14 protein-coding genes are annotated in these 13,416 nt (G+C 73.5%); 5 read left to right on the forward strand and 9 right to left on the reverse strand.

The window, feature by feature from the left end; all coding sequences use genetic code 11:
- Window positions 1-192 precede the first annotated feature (192 nt).
- Both AB0N17_RS21300 and AB0N17_RS21305 read left to right on the forward strand, forming a co-directional pair.
- Window positions 193-1,560: a nucleobase:cation symporter-2 family protein gene (locus AB0N17_RS21300; protein WP_366012976.1), complete on the forward strand. Its 1,368-nt coding sequence runs from the start codon at window positions 193-195 to the stop codon at window positions 1,558-1,560.
- A 69-nt stretch (window positions 1,561-1,629) separates the two neighbouring features.
- Window positions 1,630-2,259, forward strand: a complete 630-nt coding sequence (locus tag AB0N17_RS21305) for a TMEM175 family protein (RefSeq protein ID WP_366012977.1) — start codon at window positions 1,630-1,632, stop codon at window positions 2,257-2,259.
- Window positions 2,260-2,516: 257 nt separating this feature from the next.
- On the opposite strand, the gene AB0N17_RS21310 is transcribed toward AB0N17_RS21305, so the two are convergent.
- On the reverse strand, window positions 2,517-3,314 hold the full coding sequence (locus tag AB0N17_RS21310; protein WP_366012978.1) for a helix-turn-helix domain-containing protein: 798 nt from the start codon (window positions 3,312-3,314) through the stop codon (window positions 2,517-2,519).
- 95 nt (window positions 3,315-3,409) lie between these two features.
- Between AB0N17_RS21310 and AB0N17_RS21315 the strand changes: the two genes are divergently transcribed.
- Complete coding sequence (locus AB0N17_RS21315) at window positions 3,410-4,264, forward strand: NAD(P)H-binding protein (RefSeq protein ID WP_366012979.1); 855 nt, start codon at window positions 3,410-3,412, stop codon at window positions 4,262-4,264.
- Here the strand turns inward: AB0N17_RS21315 and AB0N17_RS21320 are convergent.
- Window positions 4,251-5,702: an MFS transporter gene (locus AB0N17_RS21320; RefSeq protein WP_366012980.1), complete on the reverse strand. Its 1,452-nt coding sequence runs from the start codon at window positions 5,700-5,702 to the stop codon at window positions 4,251-4,253. The genes AB0N17_RS21315 and AB0N17_RS21320 overlap by 14 nt on opposite strands.
- 90 nt (window positions 5,703-5,792) lie before the next feature.
- Between AB0N17_RS21320 and AB0N17_RS21325 the strand changes: the two genes are divergently transcribed.
- Window positions 5,793-6,194, forward strand: a complete 402-nt coding sequence (locus AB0N17_RS21325) for a helix-turn-helix domain-containing protein (protein WP_366012981.1) — start codon at window positions 5,793-5,795, stop codon at window positions 6,192-6,194.
- 12 nt (window positions 6,195-6,206) lie between these two features.
- Here the strand turns inward: AB0N17_RS21325 and AB0N17_RS21330 are convergent, their stop codons facing one another.
- From AB0N17_RS21330 to AB0N17_RS21350, 5 genes are all read right to left on the reverse strand, one after another.
- Window positions 6,207-6,629, reverse strand: a complete 423-nt coding sequence (locus AB0N17_RS21330) for an acyl-CoA thioesterase (protein WP_366012982.1) — start codon at window positions 6,627-6,629, stop codon at window positions 6,207-6,209.
- 53 nt (window positions 6,630-6,682) lie between these two features.
- Window positions 6,683-7,342 carry a hypothetical protein gene (locus tag AB0N17_RS21335; RefSeq protein ID WP_366012983.1) on the reverse strand — a complete coding sequence of 220 codons (660 nt, stop codon included), beginning with the start codon at window positions 7,340-7,342 and terminating at the stop codon, window positions 6,683-6,685.
- A 113-nt stretch (window positions 7,343-7,455) separates the two neighbouring features.
- Complete coding sequence (locus AB0N17_RS21340) at window positions 7,456-8,055, reverse strand: histidine phosphatase family protein (RefSeq protein ID WP_366012984.1); 600 nt, start codon at window positions 8,053-8,055, stop codon at window positions 7,456-7,458.
- 35 nt (window positions 8,056-8,090) lie between these two features.
- A complete protein-coding gene (locus AB0N17_RS21345) occupies window positions 8,091-9,251 on the reverse strand; it encodes a serine hydrolase domain-containing protein (RefSeq protein WP_366012985.1) in 1,161 nt (386 codons plus the stop codon).
- Window positions 9,252-9,349: 98 nt separating this feature from the next.
- Window positions 9,350-10,558 carry a pyridoxal phosphate-dependent aminotransferase gene (locus tag AB0N17_RS21350; RefSeq protein WP_366012986.1) on the reverse strand — a complete coding sequence of 403 codons (1,209 nt, stop codon included), beginning with the start codon at window positions 10,556-10,558 and terminating at the stop codon, window positions 9,350-9,352.
- A gap of 81 nt (window positions 10,559-10,639) precedes the next feature.
- Between AB0N17_RS21350 and AB0N17_RS21355 the strand changes: the two genes are divergently transcribed.
- Window positions 10,640-11,266, forward strand: coding sequence for a winged helix-turn-helix transcriptional regulator (locus AB0N17_RS21355; protein ID WP_366012987.1), 627 nt, complete (start codon window positions 10,640-10,642; stop codon window positions 11,264-11,266).
- A gap of 78 nt (window positions 11,267-11,344) precedes the next feature.
- On the opposite strand, the gene AB0N17_RS21360 is transcribed toward AB0N17_RS21355, so the two are convergent.
- Entirely contained in the window at window positions 11,345-12,145 is an 801-nt protein-coding gene (locus AB0N17_RS21360; protein ID WP_366012988.1) for a hypothetical protein, read from the reverse strand.
- On the reverse strand, window positions 12,145-13,407 hold the full coding sequence (locus AB0N17_RS21365) for a VWA domain-containing protein (RefSeq protein WP_366012989.1): 1,263 nt from the start codon (window positions 13,405-13,407) through the stop codon (window positions 12,145-12,147). The genes AB0N17_RS21360 and AB0N17_RS21365 overlap by 1 nt, the downstream gene beginning before the upstream one ends.
- Between the last annotated feature and the right edge of the window lie 9 nt (window positions 13,408-13,416).

A 13,416-nucleotide genomic window follows, 5' to 3' on the forward strand; every position in this document is an offset into this window, starting at 1 on the left:
GGTTTGGGGGGGTTACCCGGCCCCCCGGGGGGGGGCCCCGCGCCCCCGCCCCCGCCCCGGTACGGTCACCAGTCCCCACCCCCCGCTCGAGTCTCGTCGCCCCACCCCCGTCACGGTCCCGCACGACCACCCGCACCACCTCCATGAAACCCACGTCGCCCCACGACGTGTTACCCGCCCGGAGGAGCAGCCGTGGCCGCCCATCCCGTAGACGAAAAACTCCCCGCCCTCAAGATGGCGACGAGCGGCCTGCAGCACGTGGCCGCCATGTACGCCGGAGTCGTAGCCCCACCCCTGATCGTCGGCGCGGCCGTAGGCCTCTCCGGTACCGATCTGACCTTCCTCACCGGCGCCTGCCTGTTCACCGCGGGCCTCGCCACCTTCCTGCAGACGCTCGGCATCTGGAAGATCGGTGCCCGGCTGCCCTTCGTCAACGGCGTCACCTTCGCCGGTGTCGCCCCCATGACCGCGGTGGTCGCCTCCACCCACGACAAGTCCGACGCCCTGCCGATCATCTTCGGCGCGGTCATCGTCGCCGGTCTTCTCGGCTTCGTCGCCGCTCCGTTCTTCAGCAAGGCGATCCGTTTCTTCCCGCCGGTGGTCACCGGCTCGGTCATCACCCTGATCGGTGTCTCCCTGCTGCCGGTCGCCTTCGGCTGGGCCCAGGGGCCCGACCCCAGCGCCGACGACTACGGCTCGACGACCTACCTCGCGCTGGCCGGCGTCACCCTGCTGATCGTCCTGCTGCTGCGCCGCTTCACCCGCGGCTTCGTCAAGCAGGTCGCCGTCCTGCTCGGCCTGATCTGCGGCACCCTCGTCGCGATACCGTTCGGGGTCACCGACTTCAGCCCCGTCGCCCACGCCGACGTGGTGGGCTTCCCCACCCCGTTCCACTTCGGCGCCCCCCAGTTCCAGCTCGCCGCCATCCTCTCGCTGTGCGTGGTGATGGTGGTCTCGATGACGGAGTCCACCGCCGACATGCTCGCCCTCGGCGAGATCGTGGAACGCCCGGCCGACGAGCGGACGATCGCGGCCGGCCTGCGCGCCGACACCCTCGGCTCGGCGCTCAGCCCGCTGTTCAACGGCTTCATGTGCAGCGCCTTCGCCCAGAACATCGGCCTGGTGGCGATGACACGGATCCGCAGCCGGTACGTCGTCGCGACCGGAGGCGGCTTCCTGGTGCTGATGGGCCTGTGCCCGATGGCCGCCTCGCTGATCGCGGTCGTGCCCCGCCCGGTCCTCGGCGGCGCCGGCGTCGTCCTGTTCGGCTCGGTCGCCGCGAGCGGCATCCAGACCCTCATGCGGGCCGGCCTCGACCGGGACAACAACGTCCTGATCGTCGCCGTCTCCCTGGCGGTCGGCATCATCCCGATCACCGCGCCGGAGTTCTACCACGCGTTCCCGCAGACCGCGAAGATCGTCCTGGACTCGGGCATCTCCACCGGCTGTGTGACGGCCGTGGTGCTCAACCTGCTCTTCAACCACCTCGGCAGGAACCACGAGGCCCAGGACGTCACCCACCCGATGGAGGCGGGGGAGGAGATCGCCGCGGCACACTGAACCGGCGGGGCGGGGCGGGTACGGCAAACGCCGTGCTCGCCCCGCCCCGCGTGGTGCACGCTGGGTGTCATGAACGAGTCCGGCCGCGTCGAGGCCTTCAGCGACGGCGTGTTCGCCATCGCCATCACCCTGCTCGTCCTGGACATCAAGGTGCCCCGGGCGGGGGAACACGGCGGCCTGTGGCAGGCGCTGGGCGCCCAGTGGCCGTCGTACGCCGCCTACGTGGTGAGCTTCCTGGTCGTCGGCATCATGTGGGTCAACCACCACCAGCTGTTCAGCTACGTCGCCCGGGTCGACCGGACGCTGATGTTCCTGAACCTGCTGGTGCTGATGGTCGTGGCCGTCGTGCCCTGGCCTACCGCGATGCTCGCCGAGTACCTGCGCGAGGACACGGCCTCCCACGTGGCGGCGGCGGTCTACAGCCTGGTGATGGTCACCATGGCCCTCGCCTACCAGGCCCTGTGGTGGCACCTGACCCGCACCGGCCACCTCTTCGACGCCCGCGTCGACGTCACCGCGGCGCGGGCGACCCGCGCCCGGTTCGCCCTCGGCTCCCTCGGCTATCCCCTCACGGTCGGCCTGGCCTTCGTCTCCGCCCCGCTCACCCTGGCCGCACACGGCCTCCTGGCCCTGTACTACGGCTTCAACCAGGTGCCGGTCCCTCTCAGGAAGGACCCGGCCACGTCAGGAGGTTCGTGAGCAGCTCGGCCTGTTCGATCGCGTCGTCGAGGGCGTGGTGCGTGTGGCGGCGCCGGGACGGCGACTGCCGAGGCATGGTGCCCTTGGCCAGGCACTGAACTCGGCCAGGGTGACGCCCGGTTCCGCGCCCCGCTCCTTCAGCCGCTCCCGCGCCAGCCCGCCGACCGCCGGCGGCTCGGGCACGAAGTCCTCGCTGACCGGCCGCAGTCCACGGGAGAAGGTCAGCCGCTGCGGGGGCCGTGGCGCGCACCTGGTTCCTACGCCCGGGTACCGGCCCGGCAGGGAGTGGCCGCGGGCAGCCGGCCGGTGAAGTAGGCGCGGGGCGGGACGCCCATCAGGGACCGGAAGTCGGTCGTCAGGTGCGCCTGGTCGTAGTAGCCGGTGGCGGCGGCGAGGTCGGACCAGGGGGCGCTCGGGGCCCGCGTGACGACCGTGCGAACCCGGTCGATGCGGGCGTAGTGCTTCGGCGAGACACCGACGCCTTCCGCGAACAGGTTGCGCAACTGGCGCTCGCTCACGGCGAGTTCGCGGGCCACCTGGCGCACCTGCGCGGGTTTCCGGTCCAGCCGGACCGACAGCGCGTCGACCCCCGCCCGCAGCAGCGCCGTACGGGCGGGGTCCGCCGCGGCCGACAGCAGGGCGGGCAGCGCCTCGGCCAGCTGCGCGGACGCCTCGCGCGGGTCCAGCGGGCGCAGCGCGGCAGCGAGCCGGCGCGGTGTGCCGCCGGGCAGCTCCTCCAGCGGCACGGCCCGGCCGACCAGCGCGGAGGCCGGAACGCCCAGGAGGGGACGGGCGGTGCCGGGCGCGAGACGCAGCTCCACACACGAGAGGTCGGCCTTGCCCGGGTGGTAGGAGGCCCGCACCCGCGGCCCGACGGCCAGGACGTCACGCCGCCCGTCCGCGCTCACCCGGAGCACCACCCGGGTCTCGGCGGCGGGGAGCCGGACGAAGGTCTCCTCGGCCGGGCCGGCCGGGGACAGGGTCCGCACCCCCGTGATCCAGGGGCGCAGCACCTCGGGCGTGGTCGGACCGCGCTCGGCGGTGGCAGTCGGCATCCCTCAAAGGTAGCCGCGTCCCACCGGCCTCCGGGCGGCCGAACCGTGCCGGAATCTACAAGAAGCAGACGGCCCGGCGGGTCCACCGTGGAGCCATGATTCTGGTGACGGGTGCCACGGGCACCATCGGAGTTGAGGTCGTACGACAGCTCGCGGAGCGCGGCGAGGCGGTGCGCGCCCTGACCCGCGACCCCGCGAAGGCCCGGGTTCCCGAAGGGGTGGAGGCGGTGCGCGGTGACCTGCGCGACCCGGACTCCCTGCGGGCGGCGACGGCCGGCGTGACGGCCGCGTTCCTCCTGCGTCCGCCCGGTCCGGACGAGGGGCAGGACACCGCCGTGGTCGCGGCGGCCCGCGCGGCGGGGGTGCGCCGGCTGGTGAAGCTGTCCGCCGTCGGGACGGGCGAGCCCGCGCTCGGCCCCTTCGGCCGATGGCACGTGGAGGGTGAGCGCGCCGTGCGGGAGAGCGGGGCCGAGTGGGTGGTCCTGCGGCCGTCGACGTTCGCCTCGAACACGCTGAGCTGGGCCGGGGCGGTCCGGGCGGGGGAGCCCGTGCCCAACATGACGGGGGACGGCACGTCCGGCGTCATCGACCCGCGCGACGTGGCCGCGGTGGCGGTACGGGCCCTGCTCGACGGGCGGCACGCGGGACGGACGTACACCCTGACCGGGCCGGCGGCGATCAGCCTCCCGGACCAGGTGGCCGTCCTCGCCTCGGTGCTGGGCCGCCCGGTCACCGCCCGGAACCTCTCACCGGACGAGACCCGCGGCTTCCTGCGCACCGCCTGGGGATTCGACGACGCACAGGCGGAAGCCGTCCTGCTCAGCACCGCGTTCGTCCGGGACGGGGGCAACGCGGTGGTCACCGCGGACGTACCCGAGGTGCTGGGCAGGCCCGCCCGGGCGTACCGGGAGTGGGCGCAGGCCCACCGCGAGGCGTTCAGCGCGGGGTGAGGTCCCGGCGCGGGCGCAGCACCGCCGCCGCCAGGACCAGCGCCGCCACCGCGATCCCGGCCGCCACCCGGAACGCCAGCCGGTAGCCCTCCGCCGTGGCCGGGACCAGTTCCGCGCCCCGGTCGAGCAGGGCTCCGGTGCGGCACGCCGCCAGCGCGGTCAGGGCCGCCAGGCCCAGCGAACCGCCCACCACCTGGGTCGTGTTGAACAGGCCGGACGCCAGTCCCGCGTCCTCCGCGCGGGCGCCGGACATCGCCAGGCCGGTCAGTGCGGGCATCGCCGCGGCGAACCCGGCGCCGAGCAGCAGCATCGCGGGCAGCACGTCGGCGGTGTAGGAGCCGTCGGCGCCGGCGCGGCTCAGCAGGGCCATGCCGGCGGTGATCAGCCCCAGCCCCGCCAGCAGCACCCGGTAGGGACCGAACCGGGCCACGGTCCGCGCGGACAGGCCCAGCATCAGCAGGCCGATCACGACCGGTGCCGGGAGGAACGCGGTACCGGTCGCCAACGCGCCGTAGCCGAGCACCCGTTGCAGATACAGCGCGCCGACGAACTGGAAGCCGTACATCGTGGCGATCATCAGGACCTGGACCGCGTTGGTGCCGGTCAGCAGCCGGGAGCGGAACAGGCGCAGCCGCAGCAGCGGGCGGACGGCCCGGGCCTGGCGCAGGGCGAACGCCGTGAACAGGGCGAGGGCGAGGGCCGCGAGCAGCAGGGTGGCGGGCAGGGACGTGTCCCCGGCGCCGACGATCACGTACACGGTGAGCATCAGCGCGCCCGTGACCAGCGCGGCTCCGGGGTAGTCGGCGCCCTTGCCGAGGCCCTCGCCGCGCTCCGGGGGCAGGATCCGCACCGCTGACGTCCAGGCGGCCACGCCGATCGGCAGATTGATCAGGAAGATCCAGTGCCAGTTCAGCGCCTGGGTCAGGGCGCCGCCGAGGAAGGTGCCGAGGGCGCCGCCCGCCGCGCCGACCGCGCTGAACACCGCGATGGCACGGCCCTGTTCGCGCGGCTCCGGGAACAGCGCCACCAGCATGCCGAGCACCACGGCCGACGCCATCGCCCCGCCGGCCCCCTGCAGCGCCCGTGCCGCGATCAGCGTGGCCTGCCCGGTCGCCGTACCGCACAGCACGGAGGCGACCGTGAAGACGGCGAGCCCCGCCGTGAACATCCGCTTGCGGCCCACCAGGTCGCCCAGCCGGCCCGTCAGCAGCAGCAGCCCGCCGAAGGCGATCAGATAGGCGTTGACGACCCAGGCGAGGCCGGCTCCGCCGAAGCCGAGGTCGCGCTGGACCGCGGGCAGCGCGACCGTGACGACGGTGCCGTCCAGGACCGTCATCAGCGTGCCCGCGCACAGGACGGCGAGCGACGTCCAGCGGGAGTACGCGCGTGGCGGTGCCGCCGTCACCGGTGACGGACCGTTCTCGATGGTGGCCGACATGCTCCCCGTTCCTCCCGCATACCTTGGTGCACGACTTGTAACGGGGTTCATCGTGGGTGACCATGGGGTCCGGCGTAAGGAGGCAGTCCGATGTACCAGAGGAACACCGCTGTTACCGTCCAGGAAGTGAACGCGCACGCCTGCCCGGTCCGGGAAGTTCTTGACAGGGTGGCCGGCAAATGGAGCGTGCAGATCCTGGTCGCCGCCGCTCACGGACCCATCCGCTTCACCGAGTTGGAGCGCGGCATCGAGGGCATCAGCCGCCGCATGCTCACCCTCACGCTGCGCAACCTGGAGCGGGACGGCCTCGTGACGCGCACCGTGCACCCCACGGTGCCGCCGAAGGTGGAGTACGCCCTCACGCCCGTCGCCCACGAGCTGCACGAGACGCTGCAGCGGCTGACCGACTGGGCCGAGCGGAACCGGGTGTACATCGCCGAGGCCCGGGCGGCCTACGACGCCGAGCACCGCCCGGAGCCGCTCGACGCGTAGACCGCAGGGCGGCTACAGGCCGAACAGGGCCGGATCGGCGGCGAGTTCGGCGAACCTCTTGCCCGGGTCGGCGACCAGTCTGCGCTCCGTCAGGTCCAGCAGGCCGCCGACCGCGGTGATCTCGGCCGCCACGGTGCCGTCCGTCCTGCGGATCTCCTGCAGGACCCGGAAGGTCTTGCCGTCGCCCCACTCGAACGCGCACGTCACGTCGGCCTCGTCGCCGGCGAGCAGCTCACGCCGGTAGCGGATCGTCGTCTCCAGCGTCACCGGACCCACCCCCCTGCCTATCAGCTCGGTCTGGCTCACCCCGGCCGCCCGCAGCAGCGACCAGCGGGCGTGCTCCGCGTAGTTGAGATACACCGCCTGGTTGAGGTGGCCCTGCACATCGGTCTCGTAGCCGCGGACGGTCACTCGCACGGAAAACGGTTCGGTCACTGCTCGCCCTTCTCGTGTTCGTCTCTGACGGTCCGTCGATCCTGGCATGCCGCTCACACCCGGCGCGGTGAGGCCAGCAGATAGCGCACCCCCGTCCGCGGCTCGGTGCACTCGCCCGGCTGCCAGCCCGCGCCCTCCAGGGTGGCCGCGCAGGCCGCCAGCGTCCCGGGGTCCGGCGCGTACACGGCGACCGCCTCCGGCTGCGGGGTCGCCCGTACCCGGTAGCCGTCCGCGTCCGCTCCCTCCGGGCGGTGCCCCGCCGCCTCCAGGGCGAGCGCGGCGGCCCGCACCAGATGCGCCCGCTCCCAGCCGCACGGACGGTCCACGGCGCCGTCGGGGTTGGTCATCCGGCGCAGCTCCAGCAGCCCCTGCCAGGCGCTGTGCACCTCCCGCAGCCGCGCAGGACCCGACGCGGCCGGCTCCTCGGCACCGCCGGGCCGGGCCGCGAACACCCCGTCGTCCCCGTCCCCCCTGCCGCCCCCGGCCGCCCCGTCCGGCCGCGGCTCCCCGGTGGGGGGCCGCTCGGGCGGGGCCTCGCGTATCCGGTGCCCGGCGGGGGTGAGGAAGTGGTCGTGCGGCGGTCTCGGGTGGCGGAAGGCGAGCCCGCGTTTCACCAGTGCCGCGAGCTGCGCCTCGGTGCCGCGCAGCCGCCCGGTCACCGGGTCGGCGGCGTCGAGCACCCGCCGCTGGGCGGCGGTCGGCGGTCGTACCACGGCGGGCTCCCTCCCGTGCGGGGGCGGCGCCCGGGTCTGCCTCGCGCGGGCGGCTTCCCCGAAGCGTACGACCGGGGTCCGACAACGGGTCCGCGGCGGCCCGTGAGCCGTGGTCAGGCGGGCGGGCGGATGTTCCAGCCCGCCACCACCGGGCGGCTGTGCTCCGTGCCGAGCCGGCACAGCGTGCCCGTCGCCAGCTGGAACAGGGCGCCGTGCCGGGGTGCGAGCCCCAGGCGGCGGGCGGTCAGGACGCGCAGGAAGTGGCCGTGCGCGATGAGCACGACGATCCCCTCGGTGCTCGCCAGGGCGGCGTCGGCCTTGGCCAGCATCCGGTCGGCGCGCTCCCCGACCTGCTCCGGACTCTCGCCCGGATGGTCCGGCGGCCCGGGCACGACGCCGTCCGTGAACAGGAACCAGCCGGGCCGGCCGCGCTGGATCTCCGCCGTGGTCACCCCCTCGTAGCCGCCGTAGTCCCACTCCCGCAGGTCGGCGTCGACCCGGGCGTCGTGGACCCCGATCAGCTCGGCCGTCTCCCGGGCCCGCTGCGAGGGGCTGACGAAGGCGGCCCCGATCCGGTGCGAGCGGATCAGCGGCACCAGCCGGCGCGCTTCCTCCCGTCCGTGCTCGGTGAGGGGTACGTCGGTCCAGCCGGTGTGCCGTCCGGACCGCGACCACTCGGTCTCACCGTGCCGGACGAGAAAGAGGTCACTCACGTCAGCGCCCTTCCCGCTCGCCTGTCAGCACGGTGTCACACGGAGGCCGCCGCCCGCAGCACGGACTGCGCCAGACGGCCGTTCTCCGGGGCGGCGCCCACCCCGGAGGGGAAGGAGAACCGGCGCCGGGTGTAGGCGTAGGCGATGCCGTTCGCCGGGTCGGCGAAGCCCAGCGAGCCGGTCGCACCGCTGTGCCCGAAGGTGCCGGGGTCGAGGAACGGGTAGAGCGCGGGGGTGTGCTCGAAGCCGCGCGCGAAGTGGTTGTCGCTGCCGGTGACCAGGTCCGGGCCGCCCGGGGTGCGCAGTGCGCCGAACAGCGCCGCGGTCGCGGGGGTGAGCAGCGGAGGCCTGCCGTCGACGGTGCTGACGGCGGCCGCGAACATCCCGGCGACCCCGCGTGCGTTGCCCACCCCGCCCGAGGACGCCGGCCCGAGCGCCTTCACCCGGGGGTGATTGCCGAAGGCCACCAGATCGGTGGGCGCCGGCCCGTGCGCGTTGAAGGCGATGCCCCGGATGCTGTCCGCGGCCGCCGCCCGCTCCTTCAGCAGGACGGCCTCCTCCGGAGTCGGCAGCAGCGGCTGCACCTCCACCCAGCGCGGCTCCTGCGCCGCGGGCAGCCCCAGATAGTGGTCGAGCCCGTACGGCGCCCGGATCCGCTCCTCGTACAGCTCCCGGATCGTCCGGCCGGTCACCCGGCGCACCACCTCTCCGGTGAGGGCGCCGATGACGAACGCGTGGTAACCCCAGGAGGTGCCCGGCTCCCACAGCGGCTCGCGCCGCTCCAGCCGGGCCGCGATGAGCCGGTCGTCCGCCAGCTCCTCGACGGTGAAGGGCTGTTCGGCGTCGCCGACGAGGCCGGCCCGGTGCTCCAGCAGCTCGCCCAGCGTCAGCCGGTCCTTGCCGTGCACACCGAACTCCGGCCAGTACGACGCCACTTCGCGGTCCAGGTCGAGCGTGCCGTCCTGCACCAGCAGGGCGACGACGAGGTGCGCGGCCGCCTTCGCGAGGGAGTACAGGGACGTCAGCGAGTCGCCGTCGATGCCGTCGCCGCCCCACAGGTCCACCACGCGCCGCCCGTGCCGGTACACCACGAGCTGTGCGCCCGGATCGTCCCGTTCCCCGGCGAGCACCGCCGCGAACTCCTCGCGTACGCCCTCGAATCCGTCCGCCACCGTGCCGTGCACATCGATCGTCATGCGTGGTTCCCCCTGTCCGCCGAACACCGACGGGGATCGTCAACGGCTCGCGGTCGCGGTGCATTCCCGGTGGCTCACGCGTGTCGTGCCGGAACCGCCTACTGCCGGTATCCGCCCAGGAACCTGCCGATCCTCCCGATCGCCGCCTCCAGGTCGTCCGCGTGGGGCAGGGTGAGGATGCGGAAGTGGTCGGGGGAGGGCCAGTTGAAGCCCGTGCCCTGGACCACCTGGATCTTCTCGCGCAGCAGCAGGTCCAGGACGAACTTCTCGTCGTCGTGGATGGCGTGCACCTTGGGGTCGATGCGCGGGAACGCGTACAGCGCGCCCTTCGGCTTCACGCAGGACACCCCGGGGATCTCGTTCAGCTTCTGCCAGGCCACGTCGCGCTGTTCGTGCAGCCGGCCGCCGGGCACCGTCAGTTCCCGGATGGACTGGCGGCCGCCGAGCGCGGCCTGGATGGCGTACTGGGCGGGCGCGTTGGCGCACAGGCGCATGGAGGCCAGCATGGTCAGGCCCTCCAGGTAGTTCCTGGCGTGCTGCCTGGGCCCGGTCACCACCAGCCAGCCGGAGCGGAAGCCCGCCACCCGGTACGTCTTCGACAGCCCGCAGAAGGTGAGGACGACCAGGTCGGGGGCGAGCGCGGCGGCCGAGTGGTGCACGGCGTCGTCGTACAGGATCTGGTCGTAGATCTCGTCGGCGAACACCATCAGGCCGTGCCGGCGGGCCAGGTCGAGGATGCCCTCGACGACCTCCTTCGGATACACCGCGCCCGTCGGGTTGTTGGGGTTGATGATGACGACGGCCTTGGTCCGGTCCGTGATCTTCGACGCCATGTCGGCCAGGTCCGGGGACCAGTCGGCCTGCTCGTCGCACAGGTAGTGCACGGCCTTGCCGCCGGCCAGGGTCGTCACGGCCGTCCAGAGCGGGAAGTCCGGGGCGGGGATGAGGATCTCGTCGCCGTCCTCGACCAGCGCCTGGACCGCCATGGAGACCAGCTCGGAGACGCCGTTGCCCAGGAAGACGTCGTCGACGTCGACCTCCAGGCCCAGGTTCTGGTAACGCTGGGCCACCGCGCGGCGGGCGGAGAGGATGCCGCGCGAGTCCGTGTAGCCATGGGCCTGCGGCAGCATCCGGATCATGTCCTGGAGGATCTCCTCCGGTGCCTCGAACCCGAAGGCAGCGGGGTTGCCGGTGTTCAGGCGCAGCACACTGTGGCCCGCCTCCTCCAGGGCGTTGGCGTGCTCGATCACCGGACCGCGGATCTCGTAGCAGACCTCGCTGAGCTTGTTCGACTGCCGGAACTCCATACGCCCCTCCGCAAACTCGTGTTGCTTGGTTTTACCAAGTGGGAGCTTGGAAAGTCCAACAACGCGTCTAGACTGCGTCGCATGTCACCTCGCCGAAGCTACGACCAGTACTGCTCAGCAGCCCGCGCCCTCGACGTCGTGGGCGACCGCTGGACCCTGCTGATCGTCCGGGAGCTGCTGGCCGGCCCCCGTCGCTACACGGACCTGCACGCGGACCTGCCCGGCGTGAGCACGGACGTACTCGCCTCACGGCTGAAGGACATGGAGCGCGACGGGCTCACCACGCGGCGGCGGCTGCCCCCGCCGGTCGCGGCGTACGTCTACGAACTCACAAACCGGGGCCGGGCATTGCTGCCGGTGCTGCAGGCGCTGGGGACGTGGGGCGAGGGCGAACTGGGGGAGCGGCGGCCCACCGACGCCGTCCGCGCGCACTGGTTCGCCCTGCCGCTGCTGCGGGCGCTGGACGGCGAGGGCCTCGTCGAAGTCCGGCTGGAGGAAGGCGACTTCCACCTGCGCGTCGGCGCCGAGGAGGGGCCGGTGTACGGCGACGGCCCCGCGCCCGGCGACGCCGACGCGCGGCTCGCCCTGGACACCGCGACCTGCGAGGCCGTGGCCCGCGGCGAACTGTCTCTGGCCGAGGCGGTCCGTGCCGGCCGGATCGCCGTGACCGGCGACGGCGCGCCGGCCAAGTCCCTGCGGGAGCGGTGAGAGGTGGCCTCTTCGGTCAGGTGGGCGGCCGGGAAAAGGAGAAGGCCCGCCGGGAGGCGGGCCTTCGGACAGTGGCGGTCAGACGCTCGGCGGCACTCGGGACGGCCGTCCCGAGCCGCGCGTCAGCGCGTATCCGCCGATGCCGGCCAGCGCGGCCAGCACGCCGCCGATCGCGGTCCACACCCAGCGGTCGGACCACCACCCGGACGACCAGCCGTCGTCCGAGCCGAAGCTGGACAGCACCGCCGTCTTCGAACCGCTGCCGTCCTCACCGGACTTGACGGCGATCCCGGGAACCAGCGGCTTGCCCAGCGAGCCGTCCACCGCCGCCGCGCCGCCGATGTCCTTGGAGTCGGCGCGGACCTCGACGCCGACCGGCTTGCCGAGGTCGGCGGAGCCGAGGTCCACCACCGTCAGCCGGACGTAGTACGTGCCCGGCAGCGGGTCGTTGCCCCACGGCTCCGACCAGCCGCGCACCGTCCGCAGCACACACGCGAGGTCGACGCTGGGCGCGTCCTGCGCGGCCGTGCGGGTCGCCGCGCCGTACTGGCAGGCCTGGCGGCGCCGCAGCCCGTCGTACACGTCGATCTGCCACGTCTGCGCCCCGTGCGTGGCGGGCAGTTTCACCGTCGCCGCGACGGTGGGGCGCTGCCCGGTGTCCGCCGGGAACGACCAGTACAGGTAGTCACCGGCGGAGCCCGACGCGGTGGCCCGCTGCCCCTGCCGGATCTCCGTCGCCGTCCGGAAGGAGGTGCCCGCCCGGGTGGGTGCCGAGCCGTCGGCGGAGGCGCTCGGCGACGGGGAGGAGTCGGCTGCGGCCGGTCCGGCCGCGAGCCCGAGCGCCAGCAGGGCGGCGCCCAGCACACGTGTGATACGCATCAGTTCGTCCTCCAGACCGCGACCCGCCAGCGCGACAGCCAGCCCCACAGCAGACCCGCCACGAAGCCGGTCAGCACCAGCGCACCCAGCAGCCACCAGCCGCGGCCGAGGCCGAAGGAGGCCACGTCGTGGTGGCCCGACGGCCCGTCCACGACGTCCACGGTCAGCTCCAGCGGCAGACCCGGCGTGGTCTTCACCCCGGACGTGGCCGAGAAGGAGTTGGTGACCTGCAGACACACGGTCTCCGCGGGCGCCGCGTCGTCGTCGCTCTCCGGCTTCGGATAGCGCAGCCCTGTGGAGATCACGTCCGTACGGCCCGTGCCGGCGGCCTCACCGCGCACGATCTCCCGGCCGTGCACGGTCACCGCCCGCAGCAGCACCCCGTAGTCCGGGTTCACGGCACGGTCGTCGGCGACGCTCACCGACGCGCGCAGCTCCTTGCCGGGGGCGACGTCGACCTTGTACCAGCGCTGCTGCCCGAACTCCTCGCGGTCCGTGAACAGACCGGACTTCAGTGCCGGCGCCTTCTCGCAGGACGCGGCGCCGTTGGTGGCCACCGGCGTCACCACCGGATCGGCCGCCCGGTCCACCAACTGCCCGACACGGTCGCTGAGCTGCTCCTTGTGCCGGACGTCGGTGTAGGTGCCGCCGGTCGCGTCCGCGATGCAGCTGAGCTGGTCGCGGGTCTTGGCGTCCGGCACCAGGCCGAGGGTGTCGATGGTCAGGCCGATGCCCTTGGCCGCTATCTCGCGGGCCACCTCGCACGGGTCGAGCGGCTGGCAGGTGTCCTCGCCGTCGCTGATCAGCACGATACGGCGGGTCCCGTCACCGCCGTTCAGGTCGTCCGCGGCCTTCAGCAGCGCGGGCCCGATCGGCGTCCAGCCGGTCGGCTGCAGCGTGGCGACCGCCGTCTTCGCGTCGGTCCGGTTCAGCGGGCCGACCGGGTAGAGCTGCGCGGTGTCCTTGCAGCCCTCCTTGCGGTCGTTGCCGCGGTAGTTGGCGCCCAGGGTGCGGATGCCGAGCCGCACCTCCTGCGGGGTGGCGTCCAGCACCTCGTTGAACGCCTGCTTCGCCGCCGCCATCCGGGAGTCGCCGTCGATGTCCCGCGCCCGCATCGAACCGCTGACGTCCAGCACGAGTTCGACCTTCGGGGCGGTCGCCTGCGTCTCGTCGGCGACGGCCCCGCCGGGGAACGCGATCCCGGCCGCCAGGGCGGCGAGCAGAGCACAGACGCCCGCCGCCAGCCGTTGTCTTGTGATCATCGCCGGATC

The sequence above is a fragment of the Streptomyces sp. NPDC051133 genome (assembly GCF_040682635.1).
In the GTDB taxonomy this organism is placed as follows: Bacteria; Actinomycetota; Actinomycetes; order Streptomycetales; family Streptomycetaceae; genus Streptomyces.

Coding starts and splice junctions, on each gene's coding strand:
- AB0N17_RS21325 (WP_366012981.1), top strand. CDS start 5,793: ATGTACCAGAGGAACACCGCTGTTACCGTCCAGGAAGTGAACGCGCAC.
- AB0N17_RS21365 (WP_366012989.1), bottom strand. CDS start 13,407: ATGATCACAAGACAACGGCTGGCGGCGGGCGTCTGTGCTCTGCTCGCC.
- AB0N17_RS21305 (WP_366012977.1), top strand. CDS start 1,630: ATGAACGAGTCCGGCCGCGTCGAGGCCTTCAGCGACGGCGTGTTCGCC.
- AB0N17_RS21360 (WP_366012988.1), bottom strand. CDS start 12,145: ATGCGTATCACACGTGTGCTGGGCGCCGCCCTGCTGGCGCTCGGGCTC.
- AB0N17_RS21345 (WP_366012985.1), bottom strand. CDS start 9,251: ATGACGATCGATGTGCACGGCACGGTGGCGGACGGATTCGAGGGCGTA.
- AB0N17_RS21355 (WP_366012987.1), top strand. CDS start 10,640: ATGTCACCTCGCCGAAGCTACGACCAGTACTGCTCAGCAGCCCGCGCC.
- AB0N17_RS21310 (WP_366012978.1), bottom strand. CDS start 3,314: ATGCCGACTGCCACCGCCGAGCGCGGTCCGACCACGCCCGAGGTGCTG.
- AB0N17_RS21315 (WP_366012979.1), top strand. CDS start 3,410: ATGATTCTGGTGACGGGTGCCACGGGCACCATCGGAGTTGAGGTCGTA.
- AB0N17_RS21350 (WP_366012986.1), bottom strand. CDS start 10,558: ATGGAGTTCCGGCAGTCGAACAAGCTCAGCGAGGTCTGCTACGAGATC.
- AB0N17_RS21320 (WP_366012980.1), bottom strand. CDS start 5,702: ATGTCGGCCACCATCGAGAACGGTCCGTCACCGGTGACGGCGGCACCG.